At 71.6% G+C, this 17,528-nt stretch carries 17 protein-coding genes; 10 read left to right on the forward strand and 7 right to left on the reverse strand.

What is annotated here, in order from left to right; translation table 11 throughout:
• Nucleotides 1-132: 132 nt before the first annotated feature.
• Both QC180_RS27005 and QC180_RS27010 read right to left on the reverse strand, forming a co-directional pair.
• Complete coding sequence (locus QC180_RS27005) at nt 133-1,101, reverse strand: SMP-30/gluconolactonase/LRE family protein (RefSeq protein ID WP_278265652.1); 969 nt, start codon at nt 1,099-1,101, stop codon at nt 133-135.
• A gap of 9 nt (nt 1,102-1,110) precedes the next feature.
• Nucleotides 1,111-1,848 (reverse strand): VOC family protein, encoded by a 738-nt coding sequence (locus QC180_RS27010; RefSeq protein ID WP_278265653.1) that lies wholly within the window; start codon nt 1,846-1,848, stop codon nt 1,111-1,113.
• A gap of 85 nt (nt 1,849-1,933) precedes the next feature.
• Between QC180_RS27010 and QC180_RS27015 the strand changes: the two genes are divergently transcribed.
• Complete coding sequence (locus QC180_RS27015; RefSeq protein WP_278265654.1) at nt 1,934-2,317, forward strand: PPOX class F420-dependent oxidoreductase; 384 nt, start codon at nt 1,934-1,936, stop codon at nt 2,315-2,317.
• Between the two features lie 49 nt (nt 2,318-2,366).
• Entirely contained in the window at nt 2,367-3,656 is a 1,290-nt protein-coding gene (locus QC180_RS27020; protein WP_278265655.1) for an acetyl-CoA C-acyltransferase, read from the forward strand.
• A 53-nt stretch (nt 3,657-3,709) separates the two neighbouring features.
• Here the strand turns inward: QC180_RS27020 and QC180_RS27025 are convergent, their stop codons facing one another.
• Complete coding sequence (locus tag QC180_RS27025; RefSeq protein WP_278265656.1) at nt 3,710-4,561, reverse strand: TioE family transcriptional regulator; 852 nt, start codon at nt 4,559-4,561, stop codon at nt 3,710-3,712.
• 81 nt (nt 4,562-4,642) lie between these two features.
• On the opposite strand from QC180_RS27025, the gene QC180_RS27030 reads away from it, so the two are divergent.
• Nucleotides 4,643-5,836 (forward strand): erythromycin esterase family protein, encoded by a 1,194-nt coding sequence (locus QC180_RS27030; protein ID WP_278265657.1) that lies wholly within the window; start codon nt 4,643-4,645, stop codon nt 5,834-5,836.
• Nucleotides 5,837-5,945: 109 nt separating this feature from the next.
• Here the strand turns inward: QC180_RS27030 and QC180_RS27035 are convergent, their stop codons facing one another.
• Genes QC180_RS27035 through QC180_RS27045 form a run of 3 tightly spaced genes read right to left on the reverse strand, consistent with a single transcriptional unit; the run spans nt 5,946 to nt 9,732 of the window.
• A complete protein-coding gene (locus tag QC180_RS27035) occupies nt 5,946-6,761 on the reverse strand; it encodes an HAD family hydrolase (protein WP_278265658.1) in 816 nt (271 codons plus the stop codon).
• 47 nt (nt 6,762-6,808) lie between these two features.
• A complete protein-coding gene (locus tag QC180_RS27040; RefSeq protein ID WP_278265821.1) occupies nt 6,809-8,188 on the reverse strand; it encodes a TldD/PmbA family protein in 1,380 nt (459 codons plus the stop codon).
• Nucleotides 8,189-8,199: 11 nt separating this feature from the next.
• Entirely contained in the window at nt 8,200-9,732 is a 1,533-nt protein-coding gene (locus QC180_RS27045) for a TldD/PmbA family protein (RefSeq protein ID WP_278265659.1), read from the reverse strand.
• A gap of 178 nt (nt 9,733-9,910) precedes the next feature.
• On the opposite strand from QC180_RS27045, the gene QC180_RS27050 reads away from it, so the two are divergent.
• Nucleotides 9,911-10,561, forward strand: coding sequence for a TetR/AcrR family transcriptional regulator (locus QC180_RS27050; protein WP_347567358.1), 651 nt, complete (start codon nt 9,911-9,913; stop codon nt 10,559-10,561).
• Here QC180_RS27050 and QC180_RS27055 read toward each other — a convergent pair.
• Complete coding sequence (locus tag QC180_RS27055) at nt 10,558-11,325, reverse strand: TSUP family transporter (protein ID WP_278265660.1); 768 nt, start codon at nt 11,323-11,325, stop codon at nt 10,558-10,560. The two genes, QC180_RS27050 and QC180_RS27055, sit on opposite strands and share 4 nt — an antisense overlap.
• Before the next feature lie 57 nt (nt 11,326-11,382).
• On the opposite strand from QC180_RS27055, the gene QC180_RS27060 reads away from it, so the two are divergent.
• The 6 genes from QC180_RS27060 to lnt all read left to right on the forward strand — a co-directional run bounded on the left by QC180_RS27060 (nt 11,383) and on the right by lnt (nt 17,451).
• Nucleotides 11,383-12,552 (forward strand): sensor histidine kinase, encoded by a 1,170-nt coding sequence (locus QC180_RS27060; RefSeq protein ID WP_278265661.1) that lies wholly within the window; start codon nt 11,383-11,385, stop codon nt 12,550-12,552.
• Between the two features lie 21 nt (nt 12,553-12,573).
• Complete coding sequence (locus QC180_RS27065; RefSeq protein ID WP_278265662.1) at nt 12,574-13,233, forward strand: response regulator; 660 nt, start codon at nt 12,574-12,576, stop codon at nt 13,231-13,233.
• 63 nt (nt 13,234-13,296) lie between these two features.
• Nucleotides 13,297-13,791: an FxsA family protein gene (locus tag QC180_RS27070; RefSeq protein ID WP_278265663.1), complete on the forward strand. Its 495-nt coding sequence runs from the start codon at nt 13,297-13,299 to the stop codon at nt 13,789-13,791.
• Between the two features lie 47 nt (nt 13,792-13,838).
• Nucleotides 13,839-14,042 (forward strand): hypothetical protein, encoded by a 204-nt coding sequence (locus tag QC180_RS27075; protein ID WP_278265664.1) that lies wholly within the window; start codon nt 13,839-13,841, stop codon nt 14,040-14,042.
• Between the two features lie 30 nt (nt 14,043-14,072).
• Nucleotides 14,073-15,665 carry an amidohydrolase gene (locus QC180_RS27080; protein WP_278265665.1) on the forward strand — a complete coding sequence of 531 codons (1,593 nt, stop codon included), beginning with the start codon at nt 14,073-14,075 and terminating at the stop codon, nt 15,663-15,665.
• Nucleotides 15,666-15,882: 217 nt separating this feature from the next.
• On the forward strand, nt 15,883-17,451 hold the full coding sequence (gene lnt / locus QC180_RS27085; protein WP_278265823.1) for an apolipoprotein N-acyltransferase: 1,569 nt from the start codon (nt 15,883-15,885) through the stop codon (nt 17,449-17,451).
• Nucleotides 17,452-17,528 lie beyond the last annotated feature (77 nt).

Below are 17,528 nucleotides of genomic sequence, written 5' to 3' on the forward strand. Positions count from 1 at the left end.
AGTCCGGCGCGACGGCGTAGCGGTGCTCCCTGGTCGCGCCGTGACCCGTGGTGCTCGGCGGGCGGGAGAAGCACACCCCGAGGGCTGCCGCAGGTCGACCGTGTCGAGCCGCTCGCCGTCCTGCCAGCGTGGTCAGCGCACGTACGAGGGGGTGAGGTCCAGGGTCGCCGGGGGACGCAGGCGGCGCAGGGTGCCGTCGATGCTGGTGACGTAGAGCGACCAACCGTCACCGTCGCGGGCCAGGCGTGCCGAGGTCGGGCCGATGGGTGGCGGGTCGGGGATGAGATCGCGCGGGGTGGTCCAGCCCGTGGCCAGGGTGCACCAGCTGCCGGTGGCGGTGTCGAGCTGGTAGACGCTGCCCGAGTAGTCGCCGGTGACGAAGGCCAGGCCGGTGGCGGTGAGGTCGAGATCGTCGAGGCCGGGCAGCAAGCCGTCGGCGAGGGTGGCGATCGCGGTGAATTTGTCGGGCGCGTCGAGGGGGACGCGCACGATCTGGGAGGTGGCGACGTCCTCGGTGAGCACCGCCTGGTGATCGGGGGTGAGGGCGAGACCGTTGGGACGGGGCACCGGCGACCAGCCGAGGGTGAACTCGCCGGTGGCGGGCCGGTAGCGGCTGATGCCGACCGGCGGCCACGGGACCGAGAGCTGGGAGATCAGCAGATCGCCGTCGGGCAGCAGGAGCAGGCCGTTGGGTTGGACCAGATCGGGGAGCAGGACTGTGACCGTGCCCGTCACCAGATCCAGCGCGCTCAGCGTGCCGCCGCCGGAGGGCGTGCTGCCGTCTCCGGTGAGGAAGTACAGGGTGTCGCCGACCAGGCGCAGTCCGGCGGGATGGTCCAGGCCGGTGAGCAGCGTGGTGACGCTGCCGTGCGCGTCGACGTGCAGCAGTTCGCCGCGCACGATCCCGCTGAGATAGAACCCGCCCCGGCCGTCGGACTCGAGGTTCTCCAGGCCACCCAGGTCGGCGGCGAGAGTGTCGACCTGCCAGCCCGTGGCGCAGGTGGGCGGACCCGCCTGCGCCGGGGCGGCGGGACCGAGCCCGAGCAGTGCGGTCAGGACGAGTGCCGATGCCGCACAGGGGATTCCCCGAGATCCACGCATCCCCGCAGCCTACTGGCTGCCGTCCGGGGTCGCCGGGTCGCCGCCGAGCCAGGCGGCGAGCAGTTCGGACGCGTCCTCGGCCAGGGCGGCCCGCTCGCCGGGTGCGAGATCGAGCGCGGCGAACTCGCCGTGCCAGTGCTCGCGCCGGTCGCTGTCCTCGGCGGCGACCGCGAGTTCGGCCAGCGCCGCGTAGGCCCTGGCCCGGTCGGCGGCGGAGGCGGTGGCGGTGAAGCGGCGCAGCCCGGTCTCCAGCGCGCGGGTGGCGGCGCGGTCGTCGTTCTTGAAATCCCGCAGGATCCGGGCGTTGTCGAGCACCTTGGTCAGCCCGGTGAGTGCCTTCGAGCCGCCGTATTCCAGTTCCCTCGGCTCGTCGCGCTGGATGACGATGATCGTGTTGCCGACCGGGTCGACCAGGCTGAACCGCGACTGCCCGGGCCGGAACCGGGTGATCCGCGGGTACCCCTTGGCGGGCACCCTGCCGTAGTGCGCGCGCAGGGCCGCCGCGAACTCGGCGTGCCGGGCGGCCACGTCGTCGACCATCAGCAGGGCGCCGACCTGCTCGACGGGCAGTGTCACCCCCGGCGGCGGGGAGCTGAAATGCAGTGCGCAGTCGTACTTTTCGACGGCACCGTAGACGTAGGGGCGGGACTGCTCGTAGGTGACGGTGTAGCCGAGGGCGCGATAGAAGACGAGGGTGCCGGACAGATCGTCGCTCCAGAGCATGGGCACCGCGGTATCAGTGGTCACCGAGTCGACCCTACGAACAGTTCCGCCGCGGCGCCCGTACCGATTTCGACGGGCTCACCCGACACCGCGCCGCTACGCTGAGACCATGACGAATCGCCTGGGTGAGGCCGCGACCGCGAATTATGTACTGCTCACGACCTTCCGCAAGGACGGCACGCCCGTGGCCACACCGGTGTGGGCGGTGGAGCACGCGGACAAGCTCTACGTCTGGACCGTCACCGACAGCTGGAAGGTCAAGCGCATCCGCCGCAACGGCGAGGTCACCGTGCAGGCGTGCAATGCGCGCGGTGGCGCCCCGCACGGCGCGGTCGTCAGCGGCACCGCCCGGCTGCTCGACGGCGGCGAGACCGACCAGGTGCGCTCGTGGCTGCGCCGCAAGTACTGGCTGACCGGGCCGCTGGTGCTCCTGGCCAGCAACCTGCGCCGGGGCAAGGACGGCACCATCGGCATCGAGATCACGCCCGCCTGATTTGCCCGAACCTGTATCCGGTACCGGGAGTATCGGATACTGTGGCCGCATGGCCGAGAAACGCAACCGCGCTGTCATCGTCGCTGGCGCGCGCACCCCGTTCGTGCGCGCGTTCACCGACTTCACCCGTCTGGACAGCATCGCCCTCGCTGGAGCGGCCGTGCGGGGTCTGCTCGACCGCAGCGGCATCGCCCCGGGCGAGATCCAGTCGATCGTCTGGGGTGGCGTGGTGCTGCCCAGCCACGCGCCCAATATCGCGCGCGAGGTGGCCCTCGACCTGAATCTGGACTTCGGCTGCGAGGGCTACACGGTGACCCGCGCGTGCGCGTCGGGCCTGCAGGCCGTCACCTCGGCCGCGGCCGCCATCGAGCGCGGCGAGTACGACATCATGATCGCCGGTGGCAGCGATTCCACCAGTAATGCCGAGATCAAGCTGCCGCAGAAGGTGGTGCACGCGGTCGCGCCCGTCGCGCTCGGCAAGCCCAAGGCCAAGGACTATCTCGACGTGGTCCGTCAGCTCGCGCCGTTCACCGATGTGCTGCCGCGTCAGCCGAAGATCGCCGAGCGCACCACCGGTGAGGTGATGGGCGAATCCGCGGAGAAGATGGCCAGGATCAACGGCATCAGCCGCGCCGACCAGGACGCCTTCGCCGCGCGCTCGCACCACCGCGCCGCCGCCGCGATCGCCTCGGGCCGCTTCGACGACGAAGTGGTGCCGCTGACCACCCCCACGGGCACCCGCGTGGCCACCGACGGCCTGGTCCGCGCCGCCACCAGCATCGAGAAGCTGGCCACCCTGCGCCCGGTGTTCGCCACCGACGGCACCGTCACCGCGGGCAATGCCAGCCCGCTCACCGACGGCGCCTCGGCGGTGCTGCTGATGAGCGAGGAGAAGGCGCGCGCCCTGGGCTTCACGCCGCTGGCCGCGTTCCGGTCCTGGAGCTTCGTCAGCGTCGACCCCGCCGACCAGGTGCTGCTCGGCCCGGCCATCTCGATGCCGCGCGCCCTGGACAAGGCCGGGTTGTCGCTGGCCGACATCGATCTGGTCGACATCCACGAGGCCTTCGCCGCCCAGACCCTGTCGGTGCTGAGCATGCTCGAGAGCGCGCGCTGGGCCAAGGAACGCCTCGATCGTGACGAGCCGGTCGGCTCGGTCGACATCGACAAGCTCAATGTGCACGGCGGCTCCATCTCGCTGGGTCACCCCTTCGGCGCCACCGGTGCGCGCATGGTCACGACCATGGCCAACGAACTGGCGCGGAGCGGGAAGGAGACGGCGCTGCTGGGGATCTGCGCGGCCGGGGGGATCGGCGCGTCGGCGGTGCTCGAGCGGGTCTGAGCGCGGAGCCCCTCGGGCGCGGTGGCGGGTCGCCGGTGGGACTCGCCACCGCGCTATCGGGCGATGAGGGCGCGGTAGCGGCTGAGTTCGGCGGCCGCGTCCAGCATGTCGACGCCCTGATTCGTGAGTTTGTGTTGCCAGCGGTCCAGGGCGGCGGCGAGTGCTTCGGTGCTGCCCGCCGTGCGGATCTGCCGGACGACCTCGGCGATCTGGCCGAGCAGGTAGCCGCCCCGGCGCAGCAGGTGGGTGAGTTCGGCGTCGCGCAGGTCGGTGGGGTCGTAGCGGCGATAGCCGGTGGTGGGATCGCGGTCGGGGGTGAGGATTCCGGCGTCCTCCCAGGCGCGCAGGGTCGCTGGGGTCACCTGGAGGCGGTGGGCGAGTTCGCCGATGGTGCGGGTGCCGGGCGGGAGCGGGAATTCGGCGCCGGACGCCCGCCTGGTCGGCCGTGGGTGACCTGGCGGCTGAAGGGTGTCGGACGGGAGCGGGGAGTGGGCGTCGGACGCCTGCCTGGTCGGCCGTGGGTGACCGAGCGGCTGAAGGGTGCCGGAGGTGAGCGGGGAGTCGCCCACGGATGCGGTGGTGAGGTGGTCGGTGGCCCGGCGGACGGCGGCGAGTGTCTCGCGGTCACGGAGCAGTTGGGCGTGGCCGCGATCGATCATCGTGAGGGCCTTGTCGAGGTCGTCGTCGTGCAGGGCGCGCATGATCGCCCCGGCCGTCGCGTGCCCGAAGGCCGCGATGAGCGCGAGGTAGGCGCGCAGGGCGGCCGCGTGCGTCGCGGTGTAGATCCGGTAGCCGGTGGGGGTGCGGTCGGCCGCGGGCAGGAAGCCCGCCTCCTCGTAGTTGCGGACCGCCTGGGTCGAGAGGCCGTGTTCGCGCGCGAGGTCGGCGGGTCGTAGGTTTCTCACTGTTTGGAGACTTTACCTGGATATATCTGGACTCATTCGGGGAAAGTCTCCACCGTTCTTTCAACGATACGATCGAGACACATGAGCCAGGAAATCACCAGTCTCGTCCCGTCCTCGTGTGCCGTGCTCGCCCTGGGTGAACCCGCCCACCGTGAACCCGGATTCGCGCTGCTCCGCAACGAACTCCTGCCCCAGCTGGTCGAGCACGGCTTCCGGTCGATCGCTCTCGAATCCGATCGGGTCGCCGCCCTCGCCGTGAACGACTACGTGCGCGGCGGGCCCGGCACCCTCGACGAGGTACTGGGCTCGGGTCTGTCGCACGGCTTCGGCGAGATGGCGGCCAACCGCGACCTGGTCGCGTGGCTGCGCGCGCACAACGCGGACCGGCCCGCCGCCGAACACGTCACCCTGCACGGTATCGACGCGCCCATGGAAACCCTGAGCGCCCCCAGCCCACGGCGCTACCTCGAATTCGCCCGCGACTACCTGGAACTCGCTCTCGACATCACCGAACTCGTCGGCGTGGACGAACGATGGAGCAGCGCCGAGGCGGTCCTGGACCCGGCCCGCTCGCCCGGCGCCACCGTCGAGGCCGACCGGCTGCGTGTGCTGGCCGACGATCTGCTGGTCACGCTGTACACCCGGGCTCCCGAACGAATCGCGACCACGTCGCACACCGAATGGCGCAGGGCGGCAACACATCTCACCGCCGCGCTGGGACTGCTGCGCTACCACCGCGCGGCCGCGCGGCCACTGGACCAGGCGGCGCGCTGGTCCCACCTGTCGGCCACCCGCGACGCCCTGATGGCCCAGAACCTCCTCGACATCCGGACCGACGAAGCCCATCGCGGACCCACCCTCGTCTACGCGCACAACCTGCATCTGCGGCGCACCGCGAGCACCATGCGTATGGGACCGATGGACGTCACCTGGGCCGGTGCGGGCGAGATCCTCGGCGCGCTGCTGGGTGAGCGATACACGGTAGTGCTCGGCAGCCTCGGCCGCAGTGATGCCCTCGGCCTCGCCGAACCCGCGCCGGGCACCTACGAGGCAGCGCTCCAGGACGGCATCGAGACCTGGGGATTCACCGCGGCCTCGACCCTCGGCCGGGCCGACACCCGCACCGACACCACTCCCGACCAGGGCTACTTCCCACTCGACTCGGACACTATCGCCGGAGCCGACGCCATCCTGCACCTGCGCGCGGGTCGGCCGACGCCCGACGACGGCTACGAGCGATACATAGACCGCGCGCGCCGTTCAGTACTCGGGTAACCCTGGCTGGAGCCTCGGGGCGCGCCGTCGCCGTACCGCCGCCGCGTGATTCGGCGTCGGGGACCACTTTTCGGGATGATCGGCGCAGTGCGTGGTGAACCGGCGACGTTCAGGACACCGCCAGTTCCTCGAGGTACTGCGCCACCCCGTCCTCGTCGTTGCTCGCCAGCACCCGGTCGGCCAGGGCGAGCACGTCGGGACGGGCATTGGCGGGAGCCAGCGCGGTGCCCGCCCAGGTCAACATGGCGATGTCGTTGGCGGCGTCCCCGGCGGCCGCCACCTCGGCCAGGTCGATACCGTCGATGGCGCACAACCGGGCCAGCGCGGTGGCTTTCGACACGCCCGCCGCCGCCATCTCCATATACGGCGCGCCGGAATGGGTGACCTCCACCCCGGCGACACCCGCGGCGGCGGTGGCGCGGTACAACTCCGCACCGGTCACCTCCGGATGGCGGGCCACGATCTTCACCATCGGTTCGCTACGCGCGGGCAGGACCTCTGACATCGTCATCTGCTGGGGGTCGCGATGATGGTCGGCGAAGGTACACAGCGCGGCGTAGGCGGGCTCGGCGACGAACTGGGTCGCGCCCACCGTCGCGAACACGACACCGGGAATCAACGTGCGGATGCGTGTCATCGCGGCCACCGCCGAGTCGGCGTCGATCGAGACCGTGTCGACGATCTCGGGCTCCCCGGTGGCCAGGTCCAGCAGCACGGCGCCGTTGGCGCACACGACCTTCCCCCGGAAACCACACGTCCGCGCGAACTCGTGCACCGAGTGCCGGGCCCGCGCGGTCGCCCACACGACCTCGATCCCGGCCCGCTGCGCGGCGGCCATGGCGGCGGCCGTGCGCGGCGAGATGCTGCGGTCCGAGCGCAGCAGGGTCCCGTCGAGGTCGGTGGCGAACAGCCGGATGCGAGTCACCCGACCATGCTGTCACGCCCCGCTGGAGCCGCGCTCGAGCCGCCGACTCAGGTGGCCTGGCTCACCGAGGACATGTGGAAGTCGGGGACCCGCAGCGGCGGCATGGCGGCGCGACTGAACCAGTCCTTCCACTCGCGCGGCAGGGTGAGCTGGGTGGCACCCGCCTCCGACACCCGGCGCAGCAGATCCAGGGGGCTCTCGTTGAAGCGGAAGTTGTTCACCGCCCCGGTCACCTCCCCGTTCTCGACCAGGTACACGCCGTCGCGGGTCAACCCGGTGAGCAGCAGGGTGGCCGGATCGACCTCGCGGATGTACCACAGGCAGGTGAGCAGCAGACCGCGCTCGGTGCGGGCGATCATGTCGTCCAGCGACGCGTCACCGCCGCCGGTGAGCAGCAGGTTCTCGCCGGGAACCGTGGCGGGAGCGTCGAATTCGGCGGCGGTGGCACGGGGATAGACCAATGACTCGATCACCCCGGAGCCGATCCAGTCCACCCGCCGCGCGGACAGTCCGTTGTCGAACACCGACAGCGCCTCCGACGAGGACGGGGTCGCCACGAACGGCCGGTACTCCAGCCCGCTCGCGCTCGGATCGGAGTACAGGGTGAGCGGCAGCTCGGTCAGCCGTTCACCGATCCGGGTGCCCCCGGCACGGGCGAAGGCGGTGTGGCCTTCGTGCGCGCCCCGGCCCTCCATCGACCAGGACAGATAGATCATCAGATCGGCCACCGCCGAGGGTGGCAGCAGGGTCTCGTAGCGGCCCGCGGGCAACTCCACCCGGCGCCGCGCCCAATCCAGTCGTCGCGAGAGCTCGGCGAGCAGACCGGGGGTGTCGACATCGGTGAAATCGGCGGTGCCGACCCCGACCCACGCACTCGCCAGATCGGCGCCCTCACCCCGCTTCCCGTTGATCTCGACCGAGCCGGTCGGCTGACGGAACCGGCGGCGGACACCGGTCGAGGTGCCCAACCAGGTGGTGTGCACCTGGTGGTGGGCGAAACCGTAGAGACGGTCGCTGCCGTCGAATCCGGTCGACAGGTCGCGGGCCAGGCCGGTGAACACGTCGATCTCGGTGGTGCCCGGCGCGTCGTCCCAGGTGGCGGTGTCGTTGTCGGTCGGTTCCAGCAGCGGCACGGCGTCCCGGGCCGGGGTCGCCGCGCGGGCCGCCTCCTCGCTCGCGCGCACCACCGCCTCGATCTCCTCCGGATCGACACTCGTGGAACTGATGCTGCCGACCCGCGCCGAGTTCGGGCCGTCGCGCAGGATCGAGATCACCGCCCAGTCCCGCGAGACCGAGGACCCGTTGGTGGTCATCGAATTGCCCGCCCAGCGCAGCGACGCCTCGTGCGCGTCGGTGACGATGACGATCGCCTCGTCGGCCTTCGACGCCGCCAGTGCGCGCTCCACCACCGCGCCCGCCGGGAACACACCCGCTCCGGTCACTGTCCGCCCTCCGTCCGGGTGTTGAGAATGTTGACCCCGCGCACCAGCACCGACGGGCAGCCGTGACTGACCGCCGCCACCTGACCCGGCTGGGCCTTACCGCAGTTGAACGCGCCACCGAGCTGCCAGGTGCTGGGCCCGCCGACCGCCTCCATCGACCCCCAGAAATCCGTGGTGGTGGCCTGATAGGCGACATCGCGCAGCTGACCGGCCAGCTCCCCATTACGGATTCGGAAGAACCGCTGTCCGGTGAACTGGAAGTTGTAGCGCTGCATATCGATCGACCACGACTTGTCGCCGACGATGTAGATCCCGTCCTCGACCCGGGAGATCAGGTCGGCGGTGCTGGTGTCGCGCACCGGATCCGGTTGCAGCGACACATTGGCCATCCGCTGGATCGGCACGTGGTGCGGGGAGTCGGCGTAGGAGCAGCCGTTGGACCGCTCCAGACCCAGACGCGGCGCGAAGACCCGGTCGAGCTGATAGCCGACCAAGACGCCGTCACGCACCAGATCCCAGCGCTGTCCCGCCACGCCTTCGTCGTCGTAACCGACCGTGGCCAGCCCGTTGACCTGCGTGCGGTCGCCGGTGACGTGCATGATCGGCGTGCCGTAGCGCAGCGTGCCCAACTGGTCGGGGGTGGCGAACGAGGTGCCCGCGTAGGCGGATTCGTAGCCGATGGCGCGATCGTATTCGGTGGCGTGGCCGATGGATTCGTGGATGGTGAGCCACAGATTGGTCGGATCGATCACCAGGTCGGTGGGCCCGGCGACGACGCTGGGCGCCTTCACCTTCTCGGCCAGCCATGCCGGGATCCGCGCGAGTTCGTCGGTCCAGTCCCAGGTTCCGTCGGCGCCGGTGACGTACTCCCAGCCGCGACCGGCGGGCGCGGCCAGCGTGCGCATGGTCTCGAAGACCCCGGCCGCGGAATCGACGGTGACCGCCTCGAGTTGGGGATGCAGACGCACCCGCTGCTGGGTGATCGAGGACCCCGCGGTGTCGGCGTAGAAGCTCTGCTCCTTGACCTGCAACACCGAGGCCGTCACGTGGTCGACCCCGTCGGCGCTCGACAGGCGCTCCGAATAGTCCTGCAGCAACGCCACTTTCTCGGTGGTCGGCACCGCGAACGGGTCCAGGTCGTAGGCCGAGACCCAGGAGACCTCCGCGTAGCGCGGCTCGTCCGCGAGCTCGACGCGTTCCCGATTGAGCGCGCGCAGCGTGCGCGCGACGGTGACCGCGCGACGCGCCACCTCGGCGGCGGTCTCGGGGGTGAGCGCGGCGTGGGAGGCGAAACCCCAGGTGCCGTCGACGATCACGCGCACCGCCAGGCCCACCTCGGTCGCGTCGGTGACCGCCTCGACCCGGCCGTCGCGTAACCGGATCGATTGCGTCACCAGGCGTTGCACCCGCAGATCGGCGTGCTCGGCACCGGCCGCGCGGGCGGCCGAGAGCGCCGCCTCGGCGAGGGCGCCCAGGCCCAGCGCGCGGAACTCTTCGTCCACTTCCCTGGAAGTCGTGGTATCGCTCACCGGACCCACGCTAGCCGGTACCACCGACACACGGGAGACGTGCGCGCGAACGTGTCCGGTGCCAGTGCGGATTTCGCACCGGCGTGCGCGAAAAACCGGTCCGGGCAAGCGCCGACGCGGACGCGCGGGACCGCCGTCCTCCCGCCGGGGACAGCCCGGATGCCGTAGGGTGCCCGCCGTGCCGCCTTCCGCCCTGCGTGATCGAAAAAGGGAACGAACCCGCCGTGCGATTCTGCTGGCCGCGGTCGACTTGTTCGAGGCCGGAGGCTATGAGGAGACGACGGTGGCCGACATCGCGGCCGAGGCCGAGGTCGGCACCCGCACCTTCTTCAACTACTTCGCCAGCAAGGAAGAACTGCTCTTCCCCGAACCCGACGACCGGGTCCGCGCGGCCGTGGCCGCCATCGCGACCCGGCGTCCCGGTGAACGACCGGTCGAGGTGCTGCTGCGGGCCCTGCGCGCGGCGGGCGACAACCCCGGCGAACACCGCGCGGGCGACCTGACGTCCCGTATCGCGGCCCTGCGCGCGCGGGTCTCGCGCACGGTGCCCGCGGTGAGCGGGCGCGCCGCGCACGCCCAGCTGATCGCGCAGCGCGAGATCGCCCGTCAGCTGCACGCCGCCTTCCCGCACGAACTCGACGAGATCGGGGCCGCGGCTCTGGTCGGCGCGGTGGTGGGCGCGGTGTCGGGCGCGCTGACGGTGCTGTTCCAGCAGCCCCAGCACAGCATCGAGGACGGCGAGCACCTACACCGCAAGATCCACGAGACCACCTCGCGGGTGCTGCAACCGTGGCTCACCGCCGCGGCGCCGGTCGAACCGGTCCGCTAACCGAACTGCTGCCAACCCAGCCGGATCACCATCACCACCACCACGACCAGCAGCACGATCCGCACGAAACCCGCGCCCTTGGCCAGCGCCATCCGCGAACCCACCAGCGCACCGGCCACATTCGCCACCGCCATGCCCGCCCCGAGGCCCCACAGGATGTGCCCGGTCGCGCCGAGGAACAGCAGCGCGCCCACATTCGAACCGCAGTTGATCACCTTGGCCATCGCCGCCGCCCGCACGAACTCGGTGCCCAGCAGCGTCGCGAAGGTGATGATCAGGAAGGTGCCGGTGCCCGGTCCGAGCAGGCCGTCGTAGAGGCCGATCAGGCCCGCCGCCAGCGCGACCACCAGGATCACCTTGCGTCGCGTCGGCGGATGGGTGGCCATCGTCATGCCGACCGAGGGGCGCAGCGTGACGAACACCGCCACCCCGATCAGCACCACCATCACCAGCGGAATGAACAGGTCGCGGTCGATCAGCGAGACCGCCGCGGCACCACAGCCCGCGGTGACGGCCGCGATCACCGCGCCCGGCACCAGGATCTTCCACTCCATCGGGACCCGGCGGGCGAAGGTCACCACCGCGGTCGCCGTGCCGGAGAGCGCGGCCAGCTTGTTGGTGCCCAGCGCGGTCTGCGGGGCGATCCCGGGCACGACCAGGAACAGCGTCGGCAGGATGATCAGCCCGCCGCCACCGACCACCGCGTCCACCCAACCCGCCGCGGCCGCCGCCACCAGCAGGACCGTCCAGTCTCCGAGTTGCACCCCACCAGGCAATCAAGATCACGCGGGGAAAGCCAGTCCGGCGCCTAGGCTGGGCCGGTGCGCCGCTTCAGCCTGTGGCTCCGCGACCGACCCGTCGTCGCCGATCTGCACTTCGCGATCGTTCTCATGGTGCTCGACGCCTTCGGGGTGGGCGGCGAGGCACATCCGGTCGTCTACCTGGCGTTCTCGGTGGTGCTGCCACTGCCGCTGATCCTGCGACGGGTCTACCCGCGGGCCATGGCGGCCGCGATGTTCGTGCTGTCGTTGCTGTGCACGCTGGTCACCGCCGTGCTGGGCGGCACCACCACGAACGGCCACATCGGGCTGCTCGGGCTCGGGGTGATGCTCTACACGCTGGTCGCCTACGTCGGCCGTCGCGAGGGGTTGGTCTTCCTGGGCTGCCTCGGGGTCGATCTCGGGCTCTCGCTGCTGTTGCTGCGCGAACCCGAGGGCGGTGACATCGTGCTGGTCGGCGCGATCTACGCGCTGTGCTGGACGCTCGCGGAGTTCAACGGTGCCCGCCACGCCTACGACGCCGAGGTCGCGGCCCGGCTGGCGGTGGCCGACTACGACAAGGAACGCCGCGCCCACGACGCCGTGGCCGCCGAGCGCACCCGCATCGCCCGCGAACTGCACGACGTGGTCGCCCACGCGGTGAGCGTGATCATCGTGCAGGCCGACGGCGCGAAGTACGCCCTGCGCCAGGACCCCGACAGCGCCGAACGCGCGCTGGCCACCATCGCGGGCACCGGCCGCGACGCCCTGCGCGAGCTGCGCCGCACCGTCGCCCTGCTGCGCACCGAACACGCCCCGGAACTGCTCCCGCAGCACGGCAGCGCGGGCATCGCCAAGCTGGTCGAGATGATGCGCGAGACGGGGCTGGCCGTCGATCTGGAACTGGCGGGCGAACTCGACGACATCGCCCCCGAGGTGAGCCTGGGCGTGCACCGGATCGTGCAGGAATCACTGACCAACACCCTGCGCCACGCCGGGGCCAGCCCCAAGGCCGTGGTGCGGGTGCACCGCCACGACGACGAGGTGGTGGTCGAGGTCACCGACAGCGGGGGTGTGCCGGTGCAGCCCAGCGCGGCGCCCGGCGGTGGCATGGGCCTGGTCGGGATGCGCGAGCGGGTCGCGGTGCTGGGCGGCACCCTGTCGGCGGGCAGGCTCGACGACGGGCGCTGGCGGGTCCACGCCGGACTGCCACTACGGACCGACCAGGACTGAACCGGCCGTTAGGGTAGGGAAATGCCGATCAGCGTGCTCGTGGTGGACGATCAGGAACTCATGCGGATGGGCCTGAAGATGGTGCTGGGGGCCCACCCCGACATCGAGGTGGTCGGCGAGGCGGGCAACGGCGACGAAGCGGTGCGCCGGGCGGGGGAGTTGCGGCCCGACGTGGTGCTCATGGACGTGCGCATGCCGGTCGTCGACGGCGTCACCGCCACCGGCCGCATCGTCGCCTCCGGTGACGGCGTCCGCGTGCTCGTCATGACCACCTTCGACCTCGACGAACACGCCCTGGGCGCGCTGCGCGCGGGCGCCAGCGGCTTCCTGCTCAAGGACACCCCGCCCGAAGACCTCATCTCGGCGATCCGCAGCGTCGCCGCCGGGGACGCGGTCGTCTCACCCAAGGTCACCAAACGCCTGCTCGACCGCCTGGTTGCCGACGATCCCGCCGGGCTGCGCGACCCGGGCGTACTCGACGTGCTCACCGCCCGCGAACGCGAGGTGCTCGAGCAGATCGCGGCCGGGCAGTCCAACGCCGAGATCGCCGCCGCGCTGTTCCTGTCCGAGGCCACGGTCAAGACCCATGTGGGCCGGGTGCTGACCAAACTCGGGCTGCGTGACCGGGTGCAGGCGGTGGTGCTGGCCTACGAGACGGGCCTGGTCCGACCGGGCGGCTGAGCGGTCCGGGAGAAAAATCGGCCTCCCGTGCGTTGGAGGGGGAGATCGTCGGAAAGGATCGCCATGACCGCCGTGCTGTTCGTGCTCTACCTCGTCGTCGAGATCGCCGCCCTGATCGGTCTCGCCCAGTTGATCGGTGTCGGCTGGGCACTGCTGGTCCTGGTCGCGGTGTCCGGCGTGGGATTGCTGCTGCTGGGCGCGCAGGGCAGGCGGGTGTTCGACCGGTTCCGCCGGGCCGCGCGCGGGGAGGTCAGCGCGGAGAGCGCGGTCGCCGACGGACTGCTCGTCGCCACCGGATCGGTGCTGCTGTTCGTGCCCGGCCTGGTCACCGGACTCGTCGGTCTGCTCGCACTGTTCCCGCCCACCCGCGCGCTGCTGCGCCCGGTGCTCGAGAAGCTCGGCACCCGCCGCTTCGGTCCGCTGCCCTCGTTCGCGCCCTCGCGGTATCGGGGGATGGTCGTCGACGCCGACAGCGGTGACGTCGTCGACGGCGTGGTCGTCGGGCAGTGGTACGACGACGGACACACCAGCGGCCCAAGGGCACTCGGCTCCGCCTGAATCCCGGCGATGCCGCCGCGCGCGGCACGAGGGTCTACAGTGTCCGGATGGCCACCGAGCAGATCACCATCACGGTGAGCGAGCAACTGGCCGACGCGGTGCGCCGAGCCAGCACCGCCGCCGGACAGTCCCTGTCGGATTTCACCGTCGCCGCCTGGCGACTCGAACTGATCGCCGCCGCGGCGGGCGGGCACACCCCCGCCGGTCTGCGCGACGGTGACGTCCACGCCCTGCTGTCCCTGCCGACCTGACGATTCGCCGATACGGCAGACTGGGTCACCGTGAGTACCCAGTTGCTGATCGGCGGTCGCTTCTACAGTTCCAGCTCCCCGGACGCGACCGCCATGGCGGTCACCGACGGCACCGTGGTGTGGCTCGGCGCCGAGGCGCCCGGCCGCGCCCTGCACCCCGACGCGGAGATCGTCGACCTCGACGGTGCCTTCGTGGCGCCCGCGTTCGTCGACCCGCACGTGCACCTGACCGCGCTCGGCCTGCAACTGACCGGCCTCGATGTCAGCGGGACGGCCTCGCTGGCCGACCTGCTCGCCGCCGTCCGCGCGCACGCCGAACGCCAGCCCGACGGGGTGATCATCGGCGAGGGCTGGGACGACACCACCTGGCCCGAGGGCAGGCCGCCCACCGTCGCCGAGCTCGACGACGCGGCGGGCCCCGGCAGGCTGGTCTACCTCGCGCGGGTCGACGCGCACTCGGCGGTCGCCTCCTCGGCGCTGCTGGACGCCGCCGGACCGCTCGGCGAGGGCTTCACCCGTGGGGAACCGGTCCGCGCCGACGCCCACCACCGCGTGCGTACCGTCGCCCTCGCCGAACTCGGTCGCGCCCAGCGTGATTCGGCCCGCGCCGCCGCGCTCGACGCCGCCGCGGCGGCGGGCATCGTCGCCGTGCACGAGTGCGCCGGACCCGACATCTCCGGCCGCGACGACGTGCGCGAACTGCTCGCCTTCGAGCACGGCGTGCGGGTGCGCGCCTACTGGGGCGAGGCCGTGCGCACCGCCGAGCAAGCCCGCGCGCTCGTCGCCGAACTCGGCGTGCACGCCCTGGGCGGTGACCTGTTCGTCGACGGCTCGCTCGGCTCACACACCGCGCTGCTGCGCGAGAACTACGCCGACGCGGCGGGCTGCGGCAAGAGCTTCCTCGATGTCGACGCCGTCACCGCGCACCTGCGCGCCTGCACCGAGGCGGGTATCCAGGCGGGCTTCCACGCGATCGGCGATGCCGCCGTGGACACCGTCGCCGCCGGATTCGCCCGGGTCGCCGCCGAACTCGGCGGACCGGCCGTCGCCGCGCGCGGGCACCGCGTCGAGCACGCCGAGATGATCGACGCCGCCGCCATCGCCCAGCTCGCCGCCGTCGGCGCGATCGGCTCGGTGCAACCGGTCTTCGACGCCACCTGGGGTGGACTCGACGGCATGTACGCCACCCGCCTCGGTGCCGAGCGCGCCGCGGGCCTCAACCCGTTCGCGGCCATGGCCGCCGCGGGCATCTCCCTGGCCATCGGGTCGGACGCTCCCGTCACAGTGATGAATCCCTGGGAGCAGATCCGTGCCGCCGCCCACCACCGCACCCCCGGTCACGGGCTCTCGCCGCGCGCCGCGTTCGCCGCCGCCACCCGGGGCGCCTGGCGGGCAGGAGGGGTCCGCGACGGCGTGGCGGGCACGCTCACGCCCGGTGCGCCCGCCTCCTACGCGGTGTGGGACGCCGGTGACCTCGTCGTCGCCGCGGCCGCCGATACCGTGCAGCGCTGGTCCACCGACCCGCGCTCCCGCGTCCCCGGCCTGCCCTCGCTCGAGCCCGGCGCACCCCTGCCCACCTGCCTGCGCACGGTGCGCGACGGCACCACGATCTACTCCGCCTGACCGGCCGACCTCGCGAATCACGGAGCCGCACACCATGATCGACCCCGCCACCGGCGCAGAGTCCATCGGCCCGATCCCGACGGAGCCTCGGGGGAGTGACTCCTCGGTGAGCGCGGCGACGGAGCCGACGCGCTCGGAAGCGGGGCGCACCGAGTACCCCGACGATTCGGCGGCCGGGAACCAGCGATCGGGCCCGGGTGGTCGGTGGAATCGGGCGCTGCTGCCGCGGATTCTCGCCGCGGTCGTGGGCGGACTGCTGCTCTACGGCAGCTTCCCGCCGCGTCCCTGGTGGTTCCTCGCGCCCGTGGCCATCGCCCTGCTGACCCTCGCGGTGCGCGGGCCGGGCAGGCCCCGCGGTGGATTCGGGTTCGGATTCCTCGGCGGCCTGGCGTTCTTCCTCCCGCTGCTGCCGTGGACCGGCATCTACGTGGGGCCGGTGCCGTGGCTGGCGCTGTCGACGGCGTGCGCGGTGTTCTTCGGGCTGTGGGGCGTGCTGGCGCGGTGGCTGAGCGCCCTGCCCGGATGGCCGGTCTGGCTCGCGGTGGCCTGGACCGCCGCCGAGTGGGCCAGGTCCACCTTCCCGTTCGGTGGATTCCCCTGGGGGCGTATCGCTTTCGGCCAGGCCGACGGCTGGTACCTGCCGCTGGCCGCCTACGGTGGCGCGCCGCTGATCGGCTTCGCCGTCGCCTTGACCGGCACCGGACTGGCCGCGCTGGCACTGCGTGTGCGGGCCTGGCTGCGCACCCCGTCGCCCCGCACCGCCGACCGAGCGGTCTCGCGCGGATTCGCCACAGCGCTGATCGCCGTGGCCGTCATGCCGCTGGCCGGAGTGCTCCTGCGGCCGACGCTGCCCGCCCCGGACGCGGGCCACCGCTCGATCACGGTGGCGGCCATCCAGGGCAGCGTGCCTCGCTTGGGCCTGGACTTCAACGCCCAGCGCCGCGCCGTGCTCGACAATCACGTCCGCCGCACCGAGGAACTCGCCGACGACGTCGCCCGTGGCCGCGCCCCGCGCCCCGACGTCGTCATCTGGCCGGAGAACTCCTCCGACATCGACCCGCTGCGCAACGCCGACGCCGCCGCCCTGATCACCCGGGCCTCGACCCGCATCGGCGCGCCCATCCTGGTCGGCGCGGTCCTGGTGAACGGCGACCGCACCACCACCAACTCGGTGATCGTCTGGAACGGGGCCGAGGGCCCGGGGGAGCGGCACGACAAGAAGATCATCCAGCCCTTCGGCGAATACCTGCCGATGCGAGGTTTCTTCCGTTTGTTCTCTTCCTATGCCGATCGCGCCGGATATTTCATTCCGGGAACAGGTGACGGAACGGTCACGGCGGCCGGGATTCCGATCGGCGTGGCGACCTGCTACGAAGTCGCCTTCGATCGGGCATTTCGGGAATCTCTGGCATCGGGTGCGCAACTGCTGACCGTGCCGACCAACAACGCCACCTTCGGCGAGAGCGAAATGACCTACCAGCAATTGGCCATGTCGCGGGTGCGCGCGGTCGAGCACGGCCGGGCCCTGGTGGTCGCGGCGACCACCGGCGTCAGCGGGATCATCACCGCCGACGGCGCGCTCGCCCAGCAGAGCGCCCAGGTGGTCCCGGCCGCTCTGGTGGCGAGCCTACCGTTGCGCGACACGTCGACAATCGCTTCGCGAATCGGCCCAGCTCCGGAACTGGCTTCCGCTATCCTGTGCGCGATCGGCGTCGGGCTGGTGTTTTTCCGTCGCCGCCGAGCGAATCCGACGCGGGATGCTCGGAGTTCGGACAATTCTGAATAAGCGGTTTGTTTCAACCCGGGGGAAGCGGGCGAAAGTCGCCGCTGCAGGGGTGTAATCCATTGAGCTCGAAATAAATC

This window comes from Nocardia anocheti (assembly GCF_029675105.1).
Lineage (GTDB): Bacteria > Actinomycetota > Actinomycetes > Mycobacteriales > Mycobacteriaceae > Nocardia.